The sequence below is a fragment of the Mesorhizobium sp. B3-1-8 genome (assembly GCF_006439495.1).
Taxonomy (GTDB): domain Bacteria; phylum Pseudomonadota; class Alphaproteobacteria; order Rhizobiales; family Rhizobiaceae; genus Mesorhizobium.
Window position 1 is genome coordinate 1 of sequence record NZ_VFTK01000064.1, and the last position, 20,854, is coordinate 20,854.

25 protein-coding genes are annotated in these 20,854 nt (G+C 60.1%); 5 read left to right on the plus strand and 20 right to left on the minus strand.

Annotated elements, in window-relative coordinates:
- The 4 genes from FJ424_RS32410 to FJ424_RS32425 form a co-directional block, all read right to left on the minus strand.
- On the minus strand, window positions 1–336 hold a 336-nt coding region (locus FJ424_RS32410), incomplete at its 3' end, for a hypothetical protein (protein ID WP_140786394.1).
- 53 nt (window positions 337–389) lie between these two features.
- Complete coding sequence (locus tag FJ424_RS32415; RefSeq protein ID WP_140659351.1) at window positions 390–683, minus strand: hypothetical protein; 294 nt, start codon at window positions 681–683, stop codon at window positions 390–392.
- Between the two features lie 260 nt (window positions 684–943).
- Window positions 944–1,510 carry a T6SS immunity protein Tdi1 domain-containing protein gene (locus FJ424_RS32420; RefSeq protein ID WP_246677416.1) on the minus strand — a complete coding sequence of 189 codons (567 nt, stop codon included), beginning with the start codon at window positions 1,508–1,510 and terminating at the stop codon, window positions 944–946.
- An 87-nt stretch (window positions 1,511–1,597) separates the two neighbouring features.
- Window positions 1,598–1,909: a hypothetical protein gene (locus FJ424_RS32425; RefSeq protein WP_140659353.1), complete on the minus strand. Its 312-nt coding sequence runs from the start codon at window positions 1,907–1,909 to the stop codon at window positions 1,598–1,600.
- A 192-nt stretch (window positions 1,910–2,101) separates the two neighbouring features.
- Between FJ424_RS32425 and FJ424_RS32430 the strand changes: the two genes are divergently transcribed.
- The 3 genes from FJ424_RS32430 (at window position 2,102) to FJ424_RS32445 (ending at window position 3,996) form a co-directional block, all read left to right on the plus strand.
- On the plus strand, window positions 2,102–2,749 hold the full coding sequence (locus FJ424_RS32430) for a transposase (RefSeq protein WP_246677417.1): 648 nt from the start codon (window positions 2,102–2,104) through the stop codon (window positions 2,747–2,749).
- Window positions 2,750–3,277: 528 nt separating this feature from the next.
- Window positions 3,278–3,553: a hypothetical protein gene (locus FJ424_RS32440; RefSeq protein ID WP_140659355.1), complete on the plus strand. Its 276-nt coding sequence runs from the start codon at window positions 3,278–3,280 to the stop codon at window positions 3,551–3,553.
- A 23-nt stretch (window positions 3,554–3,576) separates the two neighbouring features.
- Entirely contained in the window at window positions 3,577–3,996 is a 420-nt protein-coding gene (locus FJ424_RS32445; RefSeq protein ID WP_140659356.1) for a hypothetical protein, read from the plus strand.
- 318 nt (window positions 3,997–4,314) lie between these two features.
- Here the strand turns inward: FJ424_RS32445 and FJ424_RS32450 are convergent, their stop codons facing one another.
- The 9 genes from FJ424_RS32450 to FJ424_RS34235 form a co-directional block, all read right to left on the minus strand.
- On the minus strand, window positions 4,315–4,506 hold the full coding sequence (locus FJ424_RS32450) for a hypothetical protein (RefSeq protein ID WP_140659357.1): 192 nt from the start codon (window positions 4,504–4,506) through the stop codon (window positions 4,315–4,317).
- 2 nt (window positions 4,507–4,508) lie between these two features.
- Window positions 4,509–4,898: an SMI1/KNR4 family protein gene (locus FJ424_RS32455; RefSeq protein WP_140659358.1), complete on the minus strand. Its 390-nt coding sequence runs from the start codon at window positions 4,896–4,898 to the stop codon at window positions 4,509–4,511.
- A gap of 172 nt (window positions 4,899–5,070) precedes the next feature.
- Window positions 5,071–5,547 (minus strand): hypothetical protein, encoded by a 477-nt coding sequence (locus tag FJ424_RS32460; RefSeq protein ID WP_140659359.1) that lies wholly within the window; start codon window positions 5,545–5,547, stop codon window positions 5,071–5,073.
- Between the two features lie 36 nt (window positions 5,548–5,583).
- Window positions 5,584–5,871, minus strand: a complete 288-nt coding sequence (locus tag FJ424_RS32465; protein ID WP_140659360.1) for a hypothetical protein — start codon at window positions 5,869–5,871, stop codon at window positions 5,584–5,586.
- 267 nt (window positions 5,872–6,138) lie between these two features.
- Window positions 6,139–6,693: a T6SS immunity protein Tdi1 domain-containing protein gene (locus FJ424_RS32470; protein ID WP_226891868.1), complete on the minus strand. Its 555-nt coding sequence runs from the start codon at window positions 6,691–6,693 to the stop codon at window positions 6,139–6,141.
- Between the two features lie 56 nt (window positions 6,694–6,749).
- Window positions 6,750–9,431 carry a hypothetical protein gene (locus FJ424_RS33760; protein WP_181182221.1) on the minus strand — a complete coding sequence of 894 codons (2,682 nt, stop codon included), beginning with the start codon at window positions 9,429–9,431 and terminating at the stop codon, window positions 6,750–6,752.
- 486 nt (window positions 9,432–9,917) lie between these two features.
- A complete protein-coding gene (locus tag FJ424_RS32480; RefSeq protein ID WP_140659361.1) occupies window positions 9,918–10,241 on the minus strand; it encodes a hypothetical protein in 324 nt (107 codons plus the stop codon).
- Complete coding sequence (locus tag FJ424_RS34230; protein WP_246677418.1) at window positions 10,238–11,077, minus strand: portal protein; 840 nt, start codon at window positions 11,075–11,077, stop codon at window positions 10,238–10,240. The genes FJ424_RS32480 and FJ424_RS34230 overlap by 4 nt, the downstream gene beginning before the upstream one ends.
- Window positions 11,031–12,050, minus strand: coding sequence for a portal protein (locus tag FJ424_RS34235; RefSeq protein WP_246677419.1), 1,020 nt, complete (start codon window positions 12,048–12,050; stop codon window positions 11,031–11,033). Before FJ424_RS34235 ends, FJ424_RS34230 begins: the two co-directional genes overlap by 47 nt.
- Before the next feature lie 281 nt (window positions 12,051–12,331).
- Between FJ424_RS34235 and FJ424_RS32490 the strand changes: the two genes are divergently transcribed.
- Together FJ424_RS32490 and FJ424_RS33765 are read left to right on the plus strand one after the other, a co-directional pair.
- Window positions 12,332–12,946, plus strand: a complete 615-nt coding sequence (locus FJ424_RS32490; RefSeq protein ID WP_140659362.1) for a methyltransferase domain-containing protein — start codon at window positions 12,332–12,334, stop codon at window positions 12,944–12,946.
- 81 nt (window positions 12,947–13,027) lie between these two features.
- Window positions 13,028–13,174, plus strand: coding sequence for a hypothetical protein (locus FJ424_RS33765; RefSeq protein WP_181175589.1), 147 nt, complete (start codon window positions 13,028–13,030; stop codon window positions 13,172–13,174).
- 215 nt (window positions 13,175–13,389) lie between these two features.
- Here FJ424_RS33765 and FJ424_RS32495 read toward each other — a convergent pair whose 3' ends face one another.
- The 7 genes from FJ424_RS32495 to FJ424_RS32525 all read right to left on the minus strand — a co-directional run bounded on the left by FJ424_RS32495 (window position 13,390) and on the right by FJ424_RS32525 (window position 20,500).
- Window positions 13,390–13,974, minus strand: coding sequence for a hypothetical protein (locus FJ424_RS32495; protein ID WP_140659363.1), 585 nt, complete (start codon window positions 13,972–13,974; stop codon window positions 13,390–13,392).
- A 144-nt stretch (window positions 13,975–14,118) separates the two neighbouring features.
- A complete protein-coding gene (locus FJ424_RS32500; RefSeq protein ID WP_246677420.1) occupies window positions 14,119–14,679 on the minus strand; it encodes a hypothetical protein in 561 nt (186 codons plus the stop codon).
- Window positions 14,680–14,832: 153 nt separating this feature from the next.
- Window positions 14,833–15,357: a hypothetical protein gene (locus tag FJ424_RS32505; RefSeq protein WP_140659364.1), complete on the minus strand. Its 525-nt coding sequence runs from the start codon at window positions 15,355–15,357 to the stop codon at window positions 14,833–14,835.
- A gap of 482 nt (window positions 15,358–15,839) precedes the next feature.
- Window positions 15,840–17,285 carry a hypothetical protein gene (locus tag FJ424_RS33770; RefSeq protein WP_181182222.1) on the minus strand — a complete coding sequence of 482 codons (1,446 nt, stop codon included), beginning with the start codon at window positions 17,283–17,285 and terminating at the stop codon, window positions 15,840–15,842.
- A gap of 327 nt (window positions 17,286–17,612) precedes the next feature.
- Window positions 17,613–18,368, minus strand: a complete 756-nt coding sequence (locus FJ424_RS32515) for a terminase family protein (protein ID WP_140659365.1) — start codon at window positions 18,366–18,368, stop codon at window positions 17,613–17,615.
- Window positions 18,369–18,913: 545 nt separating this feature from the next.
- Window positions 18,914–19,915: a bestrophin family ion channel gene (locus tag FJ424_RS32520; RefSeq protein WP_140659366.1), complete on the minus strand. Its 1,002-nt coding sequence runs from the start codon at window positions 19,913–19,915 to the stop codon at window positions 18,914–18,916.
- Window positions 19,916–20,146: 231 nt separating this feature from the next.
- Window positions 20,147–20,500, minus strand: coding sequence for a hypothetical protein (locus FJ424_RS32525; protein ID WP_140659367.1), 354 nt, complete (start codon window positions 20,498–20,500; stop codon window positions 20,147–20,149).
- Window positions 20,501–20,854 lie beyond the last annotated feature (354 nt).

Sequence of the window (20,854 nt, forward strand, 5' to 3'; positions counted from 1 at the left end):
CCATTCCTCCAAGGCACCAATGTAGCCATCAAGAGCTTCGAAGGGCGTGGCAGCGTCGTCGGCAGGGATATATGTCGGCGGCACGTCGCCAACGATCACCCAGATCCATTGATTCACCTCCGGCCGCCCCGGCTCTATTTCGAAAAGAAAGACGTAGATTATTCCTTCGGCTCCATATCCAAAATATTCGCCCTTGATGGATAGTACCCAGTTGTAAAACTCGAGATATTGACGGGCCTCGACCCGGGCGGAATCGAGATCATCGTCTCCGGTGCTGACGTCGGCAGGTGGCAGGCGCGTGACGCTGCCGAGGTTTGGCTTTGCCATGTTGTCCATCAGCTAAAGGGCTCAATCAAAGCTTATGAGATTCCCAACGGGTCTATGGGCCGTCAGCTCGCAATTTGGCTTTGGCGGCGACAGCGAACAAAGTCCACAATCAGCCAGATCAACTGGGCGACGATGTAAAGTGGGCTGCGAGACCAGTCCGGCGTCCCGGCCTCCGAGTAGCCGTTGGCGGACGCGACCACGGCGAGCGCCCCGCAAATGATATGCACCAGCAGCAGGCGCGGCACGCCACTGTTCCAGCGCTTCGTAATCCATAGCAACAAGCGGCTCAGCAAAAAAGTCGGAACCAGAGCCCCGAGCAGCATCGCGGCAGAACCTGCACCCATATAATCCCCCATCTTCTATCTGCGGGTAATTTCCAAAATCTCCGAGCAGCCAGCGTTTCAAGCCTACCAGGGCGGAAATAGCCTTCTGGTCGGCTTCATCGATCCTGCCTGTCTTCACCACCTAAGATTGCTTCTTCTATAAATTACACGCTTACGTGGTTGTACACAACGTCAACGTGTCAAAGAACCTGACCTGGAATTATCTACGTTCCCGGCCGCAGGCAGGGCCTCTGACCAGACCGCCTTGTACACCAACTCGTCCGAGTTCATGACTACACCCGCACTGGCGTTCCCGGCGGCAATCCTTTCACCTTGGCGATGACTTGCCCCATGATGTGCCAATAGACATCCAAGTCCGACAACTCGAAATTCTCTACCGTGTCCTCACCGCCCAAGAACAGCGGGCGCTTGTAGCCTATGCATTGTTGGTAGCCAGGCTCGGCGCCACCACTCTCACGCCACGCTGCGAAGCCGTCGGGGACCAAGGCGGCACCGTCCTCCTCCACGAGTTCGACGTCATGGAAAGTCTTGATATTGGACGGTATCTGCAATGCTTCCGCCGTATGCGGCTCGAACATCAAAACGCCTGGTTCGCCCTGCTCAAGCCGTCCGGTGTCGACGGCAAATGCCGAGCCTTGCCAATCATAACCAAAGCAGGTTATCCGCCCGGCGAATTCGGGGAAGCCCAGCAGTATCCTTGCGTTCCATCGCGCGACGTCCTGCGCCCGCATGATCCGATACAAACCACGACGGAATGTCGCGCCACCAAAGCTCGCGAGCAATTCGTTCAGCCCGGCAATTTTTATGTCCAGCGAAAAATTACCGGCATCCGCCGGCACCCTGCTATCTACTTGGAAGTTTTTTGGAATGTCTCGAACACCACGATCTCCAATAGTGACACCGCGGAGGAAACTAGTACGACGGAACTAGTTCGTTGACTCTGGGGGTTCAGGAGGCATTTTATCTCGCTTCCACGGCGAGGTTTTTGTATCGCGCCAAGCATGCCAGCCTAACGGCAAATCCGCTAGCTGTGCAACACTCCCATCAAGCTCAACCACCTCGACCAACCCAACCAAAATTAAGTCATCATGATCAACTTCAGGTTCGTTTCCGTAAAATTGCCACGACTCATCCTCGACATCATGGGACACATATGCAATCCAACCACCACCACGAAATATTTTTCGTGTCGATATAACAGCTAGATTTTTCGGATCTTTGAATTTCCAATCATCCATACCTTCACCTATTTGTTTGATTTTTCCCTGTTTTCAAACCTTGCGATAAGTCTAAGATTCTTATAGCTGTTTGACCCAGGAGGTTTTGTCTTATCGAATTACGGTGACAGTGCACTTGTAGCATGTTGGCGAGGCGACAATCTGTATAGATTAGCCACATGGCCCCGCCTTGCTCGAATTGCCGTCCCCGGTTTGCCGCATCACGTTACGCAGCGGGGCAACGGCCGCGCCAGGGTCTTCCTCACGCCCAAGGATTATGAGCTCTACAGAGACCTGCTGGTCGAGCATTGCCGTGCCGCCGATGTCGGCATTTGGGCATGGTGCCTTATGCCCAACCATGTGCACCTGATCCTAACCCCGACCGATACCAATGGTCTGCGGCGCGCCCTCGCCAAGGTGCACCGCATCTATGCGGGTATCATTCATGCGCGGCAAAAGAAGACAGGACATTTTTGGCAAGGCCGGTTCGGCGCCGTCGCTATGGACGAGGATCACCTGTTGGCGGCACTGCGCTATGTTGGGCTGAATCCAGTGCGAGCGGGGTTGGTGGAATTGGCAGCGGATTGGCCCTGGTCAAGTGCACGGGCGCATCTGACAGGCGAGCCCGATGGGGTTACGGATCTCAGGCCGATACAGGACCGGCTGCCGTCATCGGCCGGCCTGTTCGATCTGGTCGAGACGGATGTCGCAGCGTTCGGCGCGCTGCGGAAGGCCGAGAGCATTGGCCGGCCGGTAGGCGGCCAAGGATTCCTGGATCGGATTGCCGTGCAAGTTGGCCAAGCGGTCAAGCCTCGGAAACGAGGACGGCAGAGAAAGGAAAATAGTGCACTGTCACCGTAATTTCCAAGCCTAGTTCGCATAGATTGACCCGTGGCCACCTTCCCCCGCATCGTCGTTCCCGGTTTGCCGCACCACGTCACGCAGCCGGGCAACGGCCGCGCCAAGGTATTCTTTACCCAAAGATTATGAACTCTACCGGGATCTGCTCGTCGAGCATTGCCGTGCAGCCGACGTCGGTATCTGGGCATGGTGCCTCATGCCCAACCATGTGCATCTGATTCTGACACCGGCCGATCCCGATGGCCTGCGGCGCGCGCTCGCCAAGGTGCATCGCACGCATAACGGAGTGAAGCAAACGCACGCATTCGGCTGGACATCTCGATAAAACCAGATACAACCATTACGAAACAATGTATTCCATTCTGCAACTATAGGAGGCATCATTGCGCTTGCTCATCCTTCACCGCAATGGTGACGCTTGCGTTGTCGTGGGACGTAGCGCGGTCGGACGACCTGGATCAGCCGGGAGCTCTCTTCAAAAGTTGCCCGAAGGGCGTGCTTTTTAAAGCGTTCGAGTCAGGAGTTGTCGTGACCGTAATCAGACAAGGCTTCGGTGAGGCATGCTTCTCGGATGATTGCAGCCACCTGCAGGCGGCAACGGCGGCAGAGCTGGTGACGAAAGACGGCGAGCATGGATTCATCGCCGGCCCGATGCTCTCTTATATGTTCGCGGTAGAGCCGAAGATCGTCAAAGACTTCAAATGGCGGCCTGCCGAAACCGCATCCACGACATTCTACACCGTCCGCACGGATGACGGCAGCGACGTGGACTTTACCCTTCAGGATATTGGGTGTGTCCGCTAGCGCGTCCCCATAGGAGGTAACAATTGCGCTCGCTTATTCTCGCCGCAGCTGCGATGCTCGCCTTGCTATCCGGCGCAGCCCGTTCGGATGACCTGGATCAGCCAGAAGCTCTGTCGAAAAGCTGCCCAAGGGGCGTGCTCTTCAAGGAGATCAGGTCAGGAATTGTTGTAACCGTTGTCCGACAGGGTCAAGGCAAAGCCGTCTTCACGGAGGACAAGCATCGCCTACAGGGAGCCACTGCCGCAGAGATTCTGACGAAGGAAGGCGAGCATGGCTTCATCTACGGCCCGATGCGTTCTTATATGTTCGCGGTGGACCGGGATGTCGTCAAGGATTTCGAATGGCGGCCAGCTGAGACCGAATACCATGCATTCTATACCCTTCGGGACGATGATGGGAACGAAGCGCTACTCAATTTCGTCGATATCGGGTGCGCCCCTTAGCTGACGAGAACGAATAGTCGTGTTGAGCGAATACAGCCAATTTCAGATCAGCCTTTAATAGGAGCGCACCTATATTGATCTGCTCATGGCTCAGTTGGGTAATAATCGGCTGGCAGTTCAATGCTAAAATTGCCGGGTCGATATCCGTCCAGGTCGGGAGGCGTTCCATGTAAGTGCAGGCCGCGTTTTATGTTAAATTTTCGCAGCCACTTAAGGGCTGAGGGCGTATCGCCAAAGCGAAAGTGCATTGCCACCGTAATTGCGACGCCTGCGGCTGATAAATCAGCTTGGTGAGGACATCGGAAGCCTCAACGCCGCCTACTTCTCCGCTCGCGCCGCTTTACGCAAATCCCCGATAGTCCGATTCCAAAAGCGTACCAATTCAAAGTGCTCTTGCCTGGTCACCCAGATTTTATTCTCCGGGCTGATTGGATCACCACCAACGATAATGGGTGTAATCTCAAACAGCTCCATGCCCTTTCTGCGCGAATATTCCCTTTTGTCGCTCATTTTCATTCCGCCAGTCGAGAAAATAAGTCAGCTATGTTACGCGCCGTTTTCAAAGCTAACTTTCTGTTCATACCTACGAACGGAACGCGCACGATTGGCATATTTGGATCTTGAGTATCAAACCCATATGCTTCACCTCCTCCGTTAGACGCGAACAAGAGAATACCTGGTGCATATTTTTCTACCTCATATTCTCGGTTGAAGTCGGCCAATTCCTCAGCCTTAAAGAAAATAATGTAGTTATCGTGGACAAAACCTTCGCCCCCATTATGCTCTTTGAGGAAGTCGGTATAGTCCCTCGGTAACTCGAATCCGAAGTGTGCAGACAGTCCATCGACGACCGCGGATTCGGCCGGCGCGTCTAACTGCCCCTCGGTTAAGATATATCTCACTACTATCCTCCCAAGTGCTCAAGTAACTGATTCCACGATGACCTAGCTTGTTACCCGATGGACATCGCGAGGCAGGACGATCTTGTTGGCCGGGTCAATCGGCAATTGCAATGGCAGTGCACTTCCATTCCACTCGTCGACCAGCCCTTAGAACCAAGACGGCCAACATCGCTCAATCACCTTTGAGCTCTGGCAAAATCCTCTCGTCAAGGAATTTGAGGCGACCAGCCAGCATTTCCGCGTTGGCGGGACTTGCATCGACGTTGACTGGTATTAATTTTGCCACCGACTTTCCTTGCCGCGCCGCCTCGACCCATTCCTCGAGGGCACCAATGTAGCCATCAAGAGCTTCGAAAGGCGTGGCGGCGTCATCAGCAGGGATATATGTCGGCGGCACATCGCCAACGATCACCCAAATCCATCGGTTCACCTCGGGTCGCCCAGGCTCTATTTCAAAAAGAAAGACGTAGATTATTCCTTCGGCTCCATATCCAAAATATTCGCCCTTGATGGATAGGACCCAGTTATAAAACTTGAGATATTGACGGGCTTCGACCAGGGCGGAATCGAGGTCATCGTCTCCGGTGCTGACATCAGCAGGAGGCAAGCGCGTGACGCTGCTGAAATCTGGCTCTGGAACGTTGTCCATTGGCTAAAAGGATCGATTCGAGCGGTCCGAGTGCCGTCAGCTTGCAGGCTGGCTTTGCCGGCGGCGGCGGCCGCGAAGGAAATCCACAATCAGCCAGATCAACTGAGCAACAACGTAGAGTGGACTGCGAGACCAATCCGGCGCCCCGGTGTGCGAGTAGCCATATGCGGCGGCGACAACGGCGAGCGCGCCGCAAATGACATGCACCACCAACAGGCGCGGCACGCCGCCGTTCCAGCGCTTTGTGATCCAGAGCAACAAGCGGCTCAGCAAAAACGTCGGAACCAGAGCCCCGAGCAGCATCGCGGCAGAACCTGCACCCATATAGTCCCCCTTTGTACGTATAGTAAGTTCGAATTCCAGACCGCCGGTTCACCAGACACTACCAAAGACGAGAATGACCGTTGGCCCCTTACATTCCATGCCTTGCAATCTATAATTGCATTATAGATATATACAACTTCTCAGTTGCAAGCAAGCTGGCCGCGTTGAAAAAGGAGGCAGCCCTGGATTTCTCATCACCCGCCCCGAACCGCGGCCGGTTGCGCAGGATTGGGTTGAGCTGCAGGGTCGAATTCAGCTTTCTCGAAGTCACCCACCTTTGACGTTTATGCGCGTCCCCGGGGGCAAGCCCCTCACCTTCGCGATGAGCTGAGCCGTGATATGCCAATAAACCTCCAGGTCCGTCAGTTCTAGATTTTCACGATCGTCTTTGCCGCCCAGGAAGAGCGGGACGTTATAGCCGATGCATTGGTTATAGGCAGGTTCGGCGCCGCCGTTGGCGCGCCATGTCGCATAAAAATTCGAAGCCAGCGCGGCATCCTGATACTCATCCAATTCGGTTTCATGAAAAGTCCGGACATTGGCCGGTATCTGAAGCGCTTCACCGGTCCCTGGTTCGAACATCACCACACCAGGCTCGCCTTCCTCGGTTCGTTTGGTGTCAATGGCGAATGTCCTGCCCAACCAATCGTATCCAAAACAGGTAATGCGCCCGGCAAATGCGGGGAAGCCCAAGATTATTCTGTTGCTCCACGCGGCCAAATCCTGGGCACGGACGATCCGGTAAAGGCCGTGGTTGAACGACACGCCACCGAAACTGGAAAGCAGTTCATTCAGGCTTGGCACGCCAGTGTCGATGTTCACGGAGTCAGGTCTGCGGCCTGCGTCTGGAGAAAAGCTTTGCCGAAACTTTGGAAACATCATCGATCTCCGATCGTTACCTTGCCAATTCTCGTCCCGTGAGGCAGATGCTTTATCTGATGGTATATCTGGGGACCCAAGCTACGGTTCACGCTTGAATCCAGCGGAGCCATGTTATGCGTCGCCTCGGCACCTCCCAATTGCAAATCGTGTACATGATCCACGTCATGGCCGATAGGCACTTCGTTTCCTTCGGCTTTGTACCTGACACTGGCTGACGTCGTCGCGCGAGTCGACGGAGTTACTATCTTCTCAACCGCGTTTAGAGCCGCGACTTTCAGGTCTGCCGCAAGTCGTTGCGCGTCCGTCCAATGCGGCATGTAAAACAGGTGTAACCCGGGACCATCGGAGGCGTTGGTTGCGCCTTCAGGACCAAGGGGGGCCTCGCCAGCGTCCCTTGGGAGGGTGGAATTTTCATTCGCCTTAGGGTCAGCCCGATAGGACGATGCGTCTGTTTCAACATCCGTGCCGAAAGAGGATTTTGCATCGATGGGCCGCCCGGCAATTTTGGCCACCACCTTTCGGCCAATCGCGCCAAGCCCTTCGGCAAGAGCATTCCCGCCCGCGCCCAAGAGCGCGCCGGAGCCCATTTCGCGCACGATATCCCGGCCGTTGAGCGCGGCATCCACGCCACCGAACATGGCGCCGTCGGCAGCCGCAGTAGTGCTTCTTGCCAAGAAACCAGGCAGCCCCTCAAGGGCTTCGGCTCCCAGCTTGCCCGTGAAGGTAAGGCCGGCGCTCTGAAAGCCGTGGCCGGAAGCGAAGGCACCGAGCAGATTTGCGGCTATCCCGGCTGAGCCGGCACGGTCGTTGGCGTCTTCGGTTTCAGCTTGTTCGGCTGCCAGCAGCTCGTCGTAGCTCTTGTCGGAGAAGAGCGAGTTCATGCCGGCGGAGAACTTGTCAGCCTGACCGAAAGTCGCGCCGTTGGCCATGAGCCTGACGGTGTCGTTCGCAGCTGCAAGCGGCTTTTGCCACCATGAGCCGGCGTCGAACCGTACCCGAGCGGGGTGCTCGGCCATCTGGAGCAAATTAACCTGGAGAGCTTTTTCCTGGGCTTCCAGCTCCGCGGGGGAAATCTTTGGATTGTCCGCCGCGTTCTGCCGGATGCGAGCCAAGGCAGATTGGAAGACCTGTCCGGCAAAGGTGAAGCGCGCCTCGGGGTTGCGTATTGCCTTTAGAGTCTCGCTCAGTTCGATGGTGCGCTGCTGCAATGGCACGCTCTCATCGACATATCTTGCGCCAAGGCTGTCTGAGAAATTCTGCGGGACGGCCAAGGTCCTGCTGAAACCGAGCCGCTTCTGGGCAGCCCAGACCCAGTTGATGGCGGCCTGAAATTCTTGCGGCGTCTTGACCTTGCTCCAGTCCGGAGCATCACCGGGAAACAGATTGCCGACATAAGCGACAGGATCGGCGTTGCGGGCCGCGATAATCAGTTGGGCGGCACCAGCCTTTACTTCGTAGCGTTCACTCACTTCCAATGAACTGCCGGGTCCAGGCCGCGAGTGCAGGAGCTCGGCATGGATCGCCTGGTTCGACGCCGCATGCATGTCGGAATAGGCCTTGGCGGCGCTGGTGGTAATGCGGAAATGCTCGAAACGGTTTGAGCCCTCGTCGGCGCCGTAGACGTTGACGAAGTCCTGCGCGGTCGGCTTTTCCCCCTCAGGATATTTGCCCGTGACAGCGATAACCGCCGGCGCGTTCTGCTCGGCGAGCATCACTCGCGCATTCGCGCCGATCATCTGGGCCGCGGTGGCGTTGTTGGCCTGGGCTTTCAGCGCGGCGAGGTCGCCGGATTTCAGATAAGTGATGGCATCGAGCGGAATAGCTGTGTCGCTATCCGGCGACTGGCGTTCGCCGAACGCCTGCGCCACCATCTCGTCCGGCGTTTTTTGGCCTTTTACCGTCGCTTCCTTGCCCTGCGCTCCGGCACCAAGCTGCGAGGGCACAGTCTCGCCCATGCCGTCGCTTGCCACCGGGCCGGCGCTGAGCATCTCGGCGGCGCGGCGCGGATCCTGCGCGATCAGCGCCTGCATCCGCGCCTTCGCCGTGCTGGCGCGCCAGGCGGCTTCGGCCTGCAACCTGATCTGCGGGTCGAGGTCCATCTTGGCGAGGAGGTCGAGGCCGGCCTGCCGGGAGGCGTCGAAGGCGGCGTTGTCGTTCGGGTCGCTTCGCGCGATGTTGTCGAGCTCGGCGGTATGGACCTCCGCGACCTGGTCCTGCTCATATTGCTTGCGGCGCTGATTTTGCTGGAGCGCCAGGCGTATTGCGCCCGCCTCTCGCAGCGCTTCCTTGCGGCTGGCGAGACCGGGGCGCAGTTCTGGCGGCGCCTGCTTCAGGAAATTGCCGAACAGCGTGTCGAACTGGCCGGTCTTCACCACCTGGCCGGTATACGGATCGACCTGGCCATACATGGTTTCGTGCAGGCCGGCGCCGTCGGCTGGGGAATTGGCCATGGCGTCGGCCTCGGCCCGGGCGAGCTCGCCGTTCAACCGGCGCGCGGCGATCTCGGTGTCGAAGGCCTGCTGCTGCGCCTTGCGCTGCTCGTAACGCTCGGCGGCTGCCTGCCACCTGTCGCCGAACTGCTGCATCGCCTCGCCGACCGGCGAGGTGTCCGGATACTGCACCGCGTTGCCAGTATCGAGCCGGCGCTCGCCGACGAACAGGGGGATGATGTGGACCATTGGACTGTTTCCTGCCCGGGCGGTTTGGGGGACGCGCGCAGCGACCGGCCGCAAGCGGATGGCGGCCGGTTCGGCGGTGCGGATGGTGAGGAGTCGGCTGGAAAGTGGTGGAGGGAGTGAGTTGGTCGTTAGGGCGCGGCGCGCGCGATAGCCGATCTCCCCCCTCGTGGGGGAGATGTCCGGCAGGACAGAGGGGGTGCTGTCCCGCCGGCTTCAATGCTTGGACTGGTTTATATGGCGCGCTTCGTCATCCTCGGGCTTGACCCGAGGATCCATGCCGTGACCTTCGCCGGAGGACGCAGCGGAGCAGAATTCTGAACCGTTGCAACACCTTAGCGTCACGGCATGGATCCTAGGGTCTGCGCTCGTCGCTGCGCTCCTCGCTCCGCCCTAGGATGACGAAGGCGACAGGTCGCGTTCCTTCGCGCCCCCTCTGCCCTGCCGGGCATCTCCCCCACTTGGGGGGAGATTGGCGGTTTCAGCGCCTCACCTCTCCTCGGCCCGAGCCGCCTTTTCCAGCGCGGCGAGGTCGGCGTCTTCCAGCGCCAGGAAGCCCATGATGTGTTGCACCACTTCCGCCCGCGCGTTGGAGAGCGCGCTGTGCAGCTCAAAACCTTCGGGCGTCTTGGTGCGGGCCAGCCAGTCGCCGTAGGACGGGCGGCGGTAGTAGCCGGTGGTGGCGGTGAGGTTGGCCAGCACCAGCTCGCCGTCCTCGCCGGAGAAGACGCGGCGATAGGCCTTGGTCAGCGCCTCGCGGGCGGCGAGCGGCCCGCCGGCGTCGGAGGGGCGGGCGAAGCGTTTGCGGCTCATGCGCCACCATTGGCGACGCCGCCCGCGGGGCCGGCGCCCTGCCCGCCGGGAATCGCGCCTTGCGCGCCGCCGGCAGGCGCTGCAGCCGCGCCGCCGCCATCCTGGGCGCCCTGCATCATCGCCTGCAGGCTGTCGAGCAGGCCGCTGTCGCGCGCCTGGACGGCCGCCGGCACCGCGTCCTTGGCCACCTTGCCGGCGGTGGCGATCGCCGCCATGCCGGCCTGGGCCTGCTGCGCCTGCGCCCGCGCGCCACGCATCCCTTCCACCTCGTCCTTGCGGCGGAAAATGCGCTGCGGACTGCGGCCGGCGCCCTGCACGACGCGGATCGCCTCGTCGCCGTCGATATTGTCCATGATGCCGGGATCGAACTTCGCCATCTGCATGGCGGTGGTCACCACCTGGATGGTGTCGCGCGCCTCGGCCGAGCGGCGCAGCACGTCGAGCGGGCCGGTGAAGGTCGGCCGCACCGCCTTGCCGGCGAGACTTTCCGGCGGGCGGAAGCGGCTGTCCTGGTCGTAGAGGCCCTTGTCCTCGAGGATCGACAGCTCGCGGTCGAGATTGGCGGCGAAGCCGGCCTGGATGATCGAGCCGGACGGACCGAGCAGCGCGCCCTTCTCCTCCTGCCTTATCAGCGCCTCGGTGGCGGTCATCTGCGGGTTCTGCACCAGAGTCTGGAACAGGTTGACGAACATCATGTCGCGGATCTCTTCCGCGCGGCTCGCCGCATAGTCGAAGGCATAGCTCGGGTTCTGGCCGGTGGCGATCGGCTGGATCAGCGGCCGGCCATTGTCATCGATCAGGCCCGGATAGTTCTCGCCGGGATTGAGCACCGGCACATAATCGAGCCTGGCCTTGGACGCGGTCGGCGGATCGGTGCTGCAGTGCGCGCAATCCGGAGCGGCGCACGGCATTCTCCTCGCGCACGGTGGTCAGCGCCTCGATCGCCGGCGAGATGCCATAGGCGTCGCCCTCGTAGCGGCGCCAGTTGAAGGTCGAGACCGGGAAACTGCGGAAGCCGCTCTCCTTCACGATCTCCTCCTCGTCCTCGATGACGTGGTAGGAGGCGAAGGCCTGGTCGAGATATTGGTAGGAGCCGCCCTTGCGGTACATGCGGCGCTCGTCGCGCGGCTGCACGCACTGGATCAGCGAGATCTTCTCCTCGCATTTGGCCGGGTCGTCGACGAGAGCCTTGATGCGCGTGGGCAGCTTTTCGTAGCCGAGCAGCTGCGCCGCCTGGCGCGCCGTGCGCTCGTAGCGGCGATGGAAGATGTCGACCTGGCCCCAGCGGTTGCGCGACAGATAGCCCTCGGCCACCGGAACCGAGGCATAGCGGATCGGCGTGCCGCCGAACCCTTCCTCGGCGTAGAGATAGGCCGGGCCGTAGCGCACGACGTTCCTGAGGCACGCCTGCGTCGCCGGCACGAAGTTGGAGTTGGCGGAATAACGCAGCGCGAACAGGAAATCGCGGAGCGCCTCGGCCCATTCCTTCTCTTCGTCGGTCTCCTCGTCGTTCATCTCGGCGGTGGTCAGCCCGTGCCATTTCTCCGACTGCGGGATGATCAGGCTTTCCAGCCCGGCGGCGAGCCGGTTGGCGGCGGAGTTGATGGTGTTGGCGTAGACGCGCGAGCCGCGCCGGTCTTGCCGCTCGGCCTGGCTCGCGCCGCGGCTGGTGCGGCGGCCCGACCAGATGTCGGGCGCATCCGGATCGCAGAACTCCGCCACCGCCTCCCAGACGGGCTCGTAGGCGGCGCGTTCGGTCTCAAGTTCGGCCTGTCGCGACAGGATATCGCGGGCGCGGGTATCGGTCATGGGGAGGTCTCGCTTGGTTTGGCGGGGCTGTTCCTCGCCCCCACGAGAGTGGGGGAGAGGTGGCTCGGCGAAGCCGAGACGGAGAGGGGACTGGCGCCGCGTTGCGTATGATGGAGGAACGATTGAGCCTTATCCCGCGAAGCTGGCGCAGCCCCCTCTCCGGCCGCGACGCGGCCACCTCTCCCCCGCCTTTGGCGGGGGCGAGGAAAAGATTGCGCTGTCATCTTTTGCGCACGTCTCTGTGCTCTATCTCTGCTCGCGGCGGGCAGAGGAGGTCGAGAATGACAAGCCTTGCCGGCGCCTTGAAAAATCGCGGCAAACACGCCGTGAAGCGACTGCTTCGCTATGACAATCGCAACTGGCTGCGCATCCGCCAGATCGAAGCCTTCACGGTTTTCCTCGAAGCGGCCCACCGCAAGTCGCGCGACGTGATCGAGATCTCGCCGGGCTGGAACCGCTACTGGCGGGCGTTGTGTCCGGACTACCGCTCGGTCGATTTCCCGGACTTCGACATCTGCCGGGATCGCACCGAGGAGCAATATTCCATCGTCATCGCCGACCAGGTGCTGGAGCATGTGCAGCGCCCGCAGGCGGCGGTGGCCAACATCCATGCCATGGTGAAGCCCGGCGGCTGGGCTATGGTGGCGACGCCCTTCCTGTTTCGCGTGCATGCCCGCCCGCACGACTACAACCGCTGGACGCCCGCGGGGCTGAAGCAGCTGATGGTCGAAGGCGGCTTTGGCGAAGACGACGTGCAGGCCTTCGGCTGGGGCAACAAAGCCTGCGCCAAGGCGCATATCGGCGGCCCGGTGCGGGCTTATGGGGTGTGGCGGGACTTGAGCAACGACGAGGAATACCCGCTTATGGTGTGGGCGTTCGCGAGGAAGGGGGCGTGATCTCGCTATCAGGCGTGAATTGTATTCTGTATTGCTAAATTCGATGCTACTAATATCCATGCGGCTACCGGGGATCGCCACATGGATTTCGTCGAGCATATTTTCGCCGGCATCTGGGGCGCCGGCGTGCTTGCTGCGATCTGGTACGCTTGGACGCGGCCTTCGCCACCCGCCACCAAAAAAAGCGAGGATCGGGATTTGCGCGAGTGGCTCGACGACCAACTGTAGTGCTCCCTTCCTCCTGGAAGAAGGTTGCTAGCCCCTGCGCTTCACCAACCGCGCATGCCGCCTCCAGTACCACCAGTCCAGCACGCGTCGGCGGAAGCTTCGTTTCATCGCCGTCATAACGTCATACTCCCAGCAGCACGCGGCGCCGGCCGGCGACGTCGCTCGGCGCAAGGTCGGTCTTGACGGTGGAGGGCGTGCCCTGGCGCTGCTCGAGCTCAGAGCGAAGTGCTGCTTCCCGCGCCTGCACGTCCTTGTCCTGCGCGGTCGGCACCGGCGGCAGCGGCTTCAGTTCCGGTGGTTTTTGAAAGAGACACATGGTTCCTGCTTTCCCCGAGGTTAGAGGTTCTTATCCAGTCATAGAGGAAGAAATCTTCGCCGTTCCTGCCGTAACCCGGCAGGCGGCAGCGTTGCGTGGCGCCAAGCCTGTCCAGCCAGCGCAAGGCAAGATCGTTCTCGGCAAGCGCCCTCGCCTCGACCCGCCAGGCGCCCCTGGCTGCGACCTGGGGCCCGAGCACGGTATGGAAGAAGCGCGTAATCTCGGGCACGCAGCGCCTCATGCGGCGCGTGCCCCAACTCCAGGCGATCCAAAGCCCACTCCGCTGCTCGGCCGCGCCGAAGCCCGCCTCCGGATTGCCGTCGAGTTCGGCAGCATAGGCAAAGCCCTGGAGCGCCGTCAGCGCCAGCAGCGCCGGTGACCAGTGGTCGAGCTGGCAGTCGATCTCGGCCCGGTCCTCCGGGCGCAGATTGGCAGCGACGTAGGAGAGATCCCGCAGGGTTGCGGGCACGATGCGGATGGGCATGGACAGACTCCCGCCGGTCAGCAGCGAGGCCTGCCAGCGACGTGTTGGTCTAGAAACTCTGACGCCCTGGTCCCGGCGTATGTCTCGGAATTGTTCTACGGCTCGATATGATCGAGATACGCCTCGGTGAGTTTGGCGAGGATGCTATTCCTCATCGTAAGGCTCGACTATCGCAACGAAAATACCCAACGAATCAAGTAGATCAAAAGCGCGTTCCGAAATGACGAGGCGGAAGGGCACCGCGATCCCGAAGTCGTCCTGACCCGCCTTTCCATGCACTTTCAACCAAACGAAACGCGGCAGTACCACGCCGGGTTGATCTTCCTGAAATTCTTCCGAGGTCGTCACCTCGGCGTCGGCGAACGTTGCGCCTGAAAAGCCCATCTTCTGCAACGCGCGCTGGGCTTCTTCAGTGACAAGGAAACAGGGAAACGTCGCGATAATCACATCGCCGAACCATGCGTTTACCTTGTAGTGGAGCTTGGTTACGATCGGTGGATGAACGCTCGAGTCGAGAACCGTGCCTTTGCCGATTTCACCAGCCGGGTGCGGCCGTATTTTAAAAAATCGCATCAGAGGAAGACCGATCAACCCGCAAAGTTGTTGTCCACGAACATTTCCGCAAATTGCTGAGGCGTGAGTGTCACCTTGTTGTCTTGGTTGTCTTGCGCGCGATCCGGAAGTCGTCTTGACCAGCCTTTCCATTCACTTTCAACCGAACGAAATGTGGGGTTCCAGCCCAGGTTGATCCTCTTGAACTTGCTCGCTCTCTCCCAGAGCATGCTACGGTAGCTGTCATCTGCCGCTCGCAACCGTTGACTTTGGCTTTCTAAGTATGCAACCCTTGATTGATCGACGTCAAGCCGGCGTGCCTGACCAGCAACGCGTCGAAGCCACGATGCTAAGTATTGGCCGAACCGCGCACGGTTGAAATTTTGGAAAGCGACTCTGGTAATCGGGGATTTCCATCTTGAAGTCAAAATTCCTCTGATCATCAGGCATGATCGCCGGTGAATTCTGAAATGGCTTCACTTCGTGCTCATACACCAGCCGTTTGCCGAATGTCTTTCTGAACTCGATCGTCCCATCTATCAAGGACTGTACATAGGCCCTTTGAGACTGATCGACGACTCTGGATTGGAGATCGTTAAGCTTGTGTACCAGTGTATTCTTTTTTAGAGGAGCCTCGGGATCAAAGATCCCATTCAGCGCATTGAGGTCTGGGTTGTATGGATTTTTTTGGGGGCCATCCGCGAAATAAGCATCGGGACCCGAAAAGTAATTATCAAGAAGGTCCATCGCAAAGCGCCGGGCGTCCTCCTGACTGATCGAGGCACCACGGGTCCCAATGGGTGGTAACCCCCGCCTTTCAATGGACCCCATCAACACGGCTCCTTGATCTATATAAAAGCGTTATCTAGGATGGATTCTCAAATGCAGCTCGGATCGAAGGTCTTTATTTCTGCGGCGACGCTCATTTTTGCCACGACGCTTTCGAGTCTTGCTCAAGATGCCTCCAACAGCTATTCCATAAAATTTGCTCTAAAGACGAGCGACGGGCGATATTTCGGCGGAACTGCTGTGTGTAAAAAGAACTCCGACTGCCATGTGCAGTTCGACAAAGGATTCCGAATGAGTCTTATTGACTACAAAGATAGCTATAGCTTCTCTATATACAATATAAGTGACGAGCCCTCCCTGCAACGATGCTGTTCATTTGAAAACGGAAAAGACACCATCTCCTTATATCGAAAAAACAGAAAACATGCTGTGAGATTGTACAATTCGGTGAGACAAGATCTTTCTTACAAGAAACTTATAATATACGGGGATATTTTCATAGATACGTCGGGCAGAGATTAATACTACTGTAAACTCATCATCACACTAACATAAATTAATTGCTTTATAAGCGACATTCTCAGATTTGGATCGACCGTATCGCCCAATAGGCTGCGGCTCAGTGCTCGCGTGGCTTCGCGTTGCGATTTGTTGCCAATCAACGACATAATGGCGTCTTCAGCGATAGAGTTCGGCAACGGCTGAACGTCTTCTATGCCGAGCTGACGTTGAGCGGAAACCGACCAGAGCATAGCGTTCTGATAGCCTTTGGTGTTCGACACATTTTTCCATGCCGCATCCACGGCAGAAAAAACTTGGCGAACATAGGCTCCGGGATCTGCAGTCCTCGCTCCCAGATTCCGCTTTGCAGCCTCCACTAACAGATCGGGATTGGTTTGAACTTCCTGCTGAGAGTTCGTCGCGCCAGACGCGGTATTGCTAAGTAAAGCCCGGATCGCCAGGTTCGGCATGGTCCGCATGCCGAAGGCTTGGCGACCAGCGTCAATCTTTCGACCGAACTCCTGATACCGCTCGCCGCCCTCCTCGACGCCATAGACGGCGGTGAAATCCGCGGCGTTTGGCATGGTGCCGGAGTAGCTGCCCGTATTGGCAATTGCGTCCGGAGCATTCTGCGAAGCGAGATCGATGTTGGCGCGCGCCTCGATCAGCCTGTTCATTGTCGCGGCGCGCGCTTGGCGGAGCAGCCGCCGAATACCGTCGGGCGATAGATCGGCACGAGGATCGACGACGGGATCGCCGGCTTGGCGGTCACCCGCCACCGGTGCGGCGCTGAGCATCTCGGTTGCCCGCCCCGGATCGCGCGCGATCAGCGCCTCGATTCGCGCCGTCACCGCGCGCTCGCGCCAGGCGGCTTCGGTCTGCAGCCTGGTCTGCGGGTCGAGGTTCATCTTGGCGATGAGATCGAGGCCGGCGTGGCGGGCGGCATCGAAGGCAGCATGGTCGTCCGGGTCGCTCTTGGCGATTGTGTCGAGTTCTTCGGCCTGGGCCGCCGACAACTGGTCCTGTTCATACCGGGCGCGGCGCTGGAGCTGCTGCATCGCCATGCGCACCGAGCCCGTCTCTCGCAGAGCTGGCTTGCGGCTGGCGAGGCCGGCGCGCAGCTCGGGCGGCGCCTGTTTCAGGAAATTATCGAACAGCGTGTCGAACTGGCCTTTCAGGACGACACGCCCGGTATACGGATCGACCTCGCTATGCATGGCGTGATGCAGTCCCTCGCCGTCGGCCGGCGCGTTGGCCGCGACATCGGCCTCGGCGCCGGCGATCTCGCCATGCAGCCTGCGCGCCGCGATCTCGGTGTCGAAGGCCTGCTGCCGCGCCATGCGCCGTTCGTAGTGAGCGGCAACCTCCCGCCAGTAAGGATCGAGCGGGCCGGCCGGCGCGGCGTTGGGCGCCGCATCGCCGGTATCGGGGCGGCGCTGATCGGTGAAGAGGGGGATGATGTGAACCATCGGCGTGCTTCCTAGCGTGCGGGCGCGCCGCCAAGCGGCATGGCCGACGCTCGGCGCATCGGTTGCCGCTTGCGGGGCTGTCCGATCGAGATTTTCGGGGAGACTGGAAGGTGCCGGCGTTGCGGAATGAGGGGCCGGCCGCACGAGCTTCGTCATCCCGGGGCGAAGCGAGGAGCGGAGCGACGAGCGCAGATCCTAGGATCCATGCCGTGACGCTAAGGCATTGCAACAGTTGCAGAATTCTGCACCGCTACGCTCCACGGCAATGGTCACGGCATGGATACTCGGGTCAAGCCCGAGTATGACGAAGTCAGTGCGCGGCTCTCGTTACCTGAAAGCCTTCAGCGGATCAGCCTGTCCGGCCGGCCGCCGCGCCGCCTTGAACTCCGCCGGATCGACGAGCGCTTCCCGCAGCATCATCACGCCATATCGTGTCGCGGCCATCAGGTCGTCTCGTAGCCTGACCACCTGGCCGTTCTTTCGGTGGAACAACCTGAATTCCTCAAACCACTGAGCAAGCGAAGAAAACACCTTGAAGCGGCCGGACTGCATGCGGTCGAGCATGTCCATCAGTCCGGCCTCGACCGAGACGGAGCCATCCGCGAAGCGGGCGTGGCTGGTCAGCATGTTCAGCCCGTGGGCGGCGTATTGTTTTGCCAGCGCCACGCCGGCGCCTTCCAGCGTTTGGCGGCGGCCGTCGCGCGGCCAGGCGAAGGGCAGCCATTCGCCCCATGCCTTCAGCGCCAGCGCCTGCATGGCCGGCGTCTGCTGGGAGGCGCGATGAGCCTTCGTCACGTAGACGACATCGGCCTCGGTATCCCAGGCAAGCTCGACCGCGGCCGAAGGATGGTCCCAGCCGAAATCGAGCGCGCCGATCCGTGGCCACCAGCGCGGCAACTTGAAAGGCTCGCAGGCGATCATCTCCTCCGGCACAGGAAAGATGCGACCGGAGCCCAGCACTGGAATGCCTTTCGCGCGGGCCTCTCGCTCATGCTCGGGATAGGCGGCGACGATCGCAGCGCGCTGCTCTGGGCTGTAGTGCCTGGCATCGTCGATGGTCATGAAGGTGACGTGTCGGGACATACCAGCTCGCCGTAATTATCTGCTGTGATCAAATATTGCTGTTGATAATACTGTTCATCAATGCGAAGTTGTTGATGAATCGGGGGAGATACATGATCCGCATAGCAATCGTCGTGGCCATTGCCGCGAGCGCCTCAGCCTGCCAGTCGAATGTGCCTTATGACACAAGTAAGCAGACCTGCAGGATGTACGAGCTGAGGGGATTCCAGCGCAAAGTTTGTACCCCGGACACACCAAACAAAGTATGCAATGTCTGGTTCAATCAGATTACGGGCGACGAAAGGATATGGTGCCAACCGCTCACCCGAAAAGCGACTGATCCTAAAGCTCGCGCAAGGCAGCTTGCGGGCAGCCATTACCCCTGATCCGGCTCCATCGGTCTTTTTAGCTCCGATTTCCTCGTCCCACGCATGTGGGAAGGTGGCGAGGCGCGCAGCGCCGGGATGGATGATGGGTGTTCCAGCGGAGTGACGCGCTGGCGTTCCCTGGAGCACCCCTCATCCGGCCGCTTCGCGGCCACCTTCTCCCCGGAGAAGGGAAGAGCTTCACGTCGCGATGTTGTTCACCGGCGCCAGCGGCGCTGGAAGCGTGGTCTCGCCAAGCCCCCGGCGCAGCTCGATCTCGATGTCGCGGCAGATTTGCGAGATCGGCACGTCGTTGGCGTTGCCTTCGAACGGATTGGCGCTGCTTTCGCCGACCAGGTCCAGCGACATGTAGACCCAGCCCAGCAGCGCGCTGAACGGGATGGTCAGCCAGATCGAGATCCAGCCGAGCACGCCGCCCAGCTTGGCCATATCGGCAAAGACCGGAACGACCCCGAAGGGCAGCAAGGTGCAGAAGATGATCATGAACATCGAGCTCACGATCGCGTATTGCCGGGGATAGGGATTGTTCTTGATGCGATCGCAACGGGCCTGCTGGTCCTGAAAGTCGCGTATCAGCTTGACCAGCTCGGAGTAGACCTGCGTCGGAACAACTGAACTCTTCAGCAAGCCGTTGACCTCGGCCAATTGCCAGTCGAGAAGTTCTATCGCCGGCTGCGGCGATTTCAGCACGCTTTCGGCTTCCTCGCCCAGCAGCCTACGCAGTTCCTCGGCAAGCGACGTCTTATCCTCCTGGATGTGATAGCGGCGCCGCCGGAACTCGATGTTGGCTGCTTTCGCCAGCGATTCCCAAGGCATGGGCCGCCGCAGCGAAAAGCGCAGCGCCGTCAGCCAGGCAAGATGGCGATAGATCAGCTGCCGGGCGGCGGCAGCATCCATGAAATCGCGGCAGAAGCCGGACAGCATCCGGCTGCTGGCGGTGATCTGTGAAAAGGCCTGCAGGGCCTCGTTGGCGCGGGTGAAGACCTGCGAATTCTTGAAGCCGGCGACGAGCGACACTGTGGTGCCGAGCACCAGCACGACCGACCATGGCACCGAGAACCCAGCTGTCGCCGGAAGTCGGTAGGCGGCGATCGCCAACCCGCTCACCACTATCATGTAGATGACGCTGCGCCGCGACCAGAGCGCGAAGTCCAGCAACCGGTAAGAACGGCCTACATACATTCCTGAAATCCCTTACGGCATGCAAATCGCGCGACCGCGCATTCGCGTACCATAAGCGGTGGAAATCGTTTTGAAAGCTCCAGTTCCTCGCCCCCACGTGAGTGGGGGAGAGGGGGCGGCGCCAACTTGGATGAACGGACACGGATCACTCGGAGATGCTGCCGCCCTGCGAAGGCCCCCTCTCCGGCCGCTGCGCGGCCACCTCCGCTTCGCGCGGGGCGAGGAAAGCGTTCAGCTCTTGTAGCCTTCGCTGACGCAATCGTTCTTCCAGGCCCAGTCGAAGTCGGCCTGCGACATGGACGAGCCGAGGCCCGGTTCGACATAGGGGCCGGCACCGTCGATATAGACGATGAAGCGCGCTTCCTTGGTGAAGATGCCGACCTTGCTGATGACGACGCCGCAGGTCTGGCCGGTCGCGCTGCCGCCGGTGAGATCGACATGCGAGAAGGTTGCCGCCGGATCGTTGATCAGGCCGCGCATCCTGGCTTCGGCCGCAGCGATCGCATCGGCGCGCCAGTCGCCGGCGGAGCCAGAGCAGGCCGAGAGCAGCACGCAGGCAAGAAGCAGGTTCGGGAGAGGTCGCATGTCGGCTCCGGATCGCGGCCGGAAGCTACTCGACCTTCGGTTGCCGCCAAAGCGGCATCGCAGATCATGGTTTCGGCGCGGTTTCGCAAAGCTCCAGTTCCTCGCCCCCACGCAGTGGGGGAGAGGTGGCGCGGCGAAGCCGTGACGGAGAGGGGCAGCGCCGGCTTTGGTGACGGAGCGGACAGCAACTCGCAAGGCTTGTCGCCCTACGAAGTCCCCCTCTCCGGCCGCTGCGCGGCCACCTCTCCCCCGCCTTGCGGGGGCGAGGAACCCAAGCTGTCCGAACCGGATAGATAGGTAACAGAATGGACCGATTGCATGGGTGACAGTTTTCTTGTCCGCCGGAGGACCGGC

Coding starts and splice junctions, on each gene's coding strand:
- FJ424_RS32415 (WP_140659351.1), bottom strand. CDS start 683: ATGGGGGATTATATGGGTGCAGGTTCTGCCGCGATGCTGCTCGGGGCT.
- FJ424_RS32425 (WP_140659353.1), bottom strand. CDS start 1,909: ATGGATGATTGGAAATTCAAAGATCCGAAAAATCTAGCTGTTATATCG.
- FJ424_RS32450 (WP_140659357.1), bottom strand. CDS start 4,506: ATGAGCGACAAAAGGGAATATTCGCGCAGAAAGGGCATGGAGCTGTTT.
- FJ424_RS32460 (WP_140659359.1), bottom strand. CDS start 5,547: ATGGACAACGTTCCAGAGCCAGATTTCAGCAGCGTCACGCGCTTGCCT.
- FJ424_RS32465 (WP_140659360.1), bottom strand. CDS start 5,871: ATGGGTGCAGGTTCTGCCGCGATGCTGCTCGGGGCTCTGGTTCCGACG.
- FJ424_RS33760 (WP_181182221.1), bottom strand. CDS start 9,431: ATGGTCCACATCATCCCCCTGTTCGTCGGCGAGCGCCGGCTCGATACT.
- FJ424_RS32480 (WP_140659361.1), bottom strand. CDS start 10,241: ATGAGCCGCAAACGCTTCGCCCGCCCCTCCGACGCCGGCGGGCCGCTC.
- FJ424_RS34235 (WP_246677419.1), bottom strand. CDS start 12,050: ATGACCGATACCCGCGCCCGCGATATCCTGTCGCGACAGGCCGAACTT.
- FJ424_RS32490 (WP_140659362.1), top strand. CDS start 12,332: ATGACAAGCCTTGCCGGCGCCTTGAAAAATCGCGGCAAACACGCCGTG.
- FJ424_RS33765 (WP_181175589.1), top strand. CDS start 13,028: ATGGATTTCGTCGAGCATATTTTCGCCGGCATCTGGGGCGCCGGCGTG.
- FJ424_RS32495 (WP_140659363.1), bottom strand. CDS start 13,974: ATGCCCATCCGCATCGTGCCCGCAACCCTGCGGGATCTCTCCTACGTC.
- FJ424_RS32500 (WP_246677420.1), bottom strand. CDS start 14,679: ATGGAAAGGCTGGTCAAGACGACTTCCGGATCGCGCGCAAGACAACCA.
- FJ424_RS32505 (WP_140659364.1), bottom strand. CDS start 15,357: ATGGGGTCCATTGAAAGGCGGGGGTTACCACCCATTGGGACCCGTGGT.
- FJ424_RS33770 (WP_181182222.1), bottom strand. CDS start 17,285: ATGGTTCACATCATCCCCCTCTTCACCGATCAGCGCCGCCCCGATACC.
- FJ424_RS32515 (WP_140659365.1), bottom strand. CDS start 18,368: ATGTCCCGACACGTCACCTTCATGACCATCGACGATGCCAGGCACTAC.
- FJ424_RS32520 (WP_140659366.1), bottom strand. CDS start 19,915: ATGTATGTAGGCCGTTCTTACCGGTTGCTGGACTTCGCGCTCTGGTCG.
- FJ424_RS32525 (WP_140659367.1), bottom strand. CDS start 20,500: ATGCGACCTCTCCCGAACCTGCTTCTTGCCTGCGTGCTGCTCTCGGCC.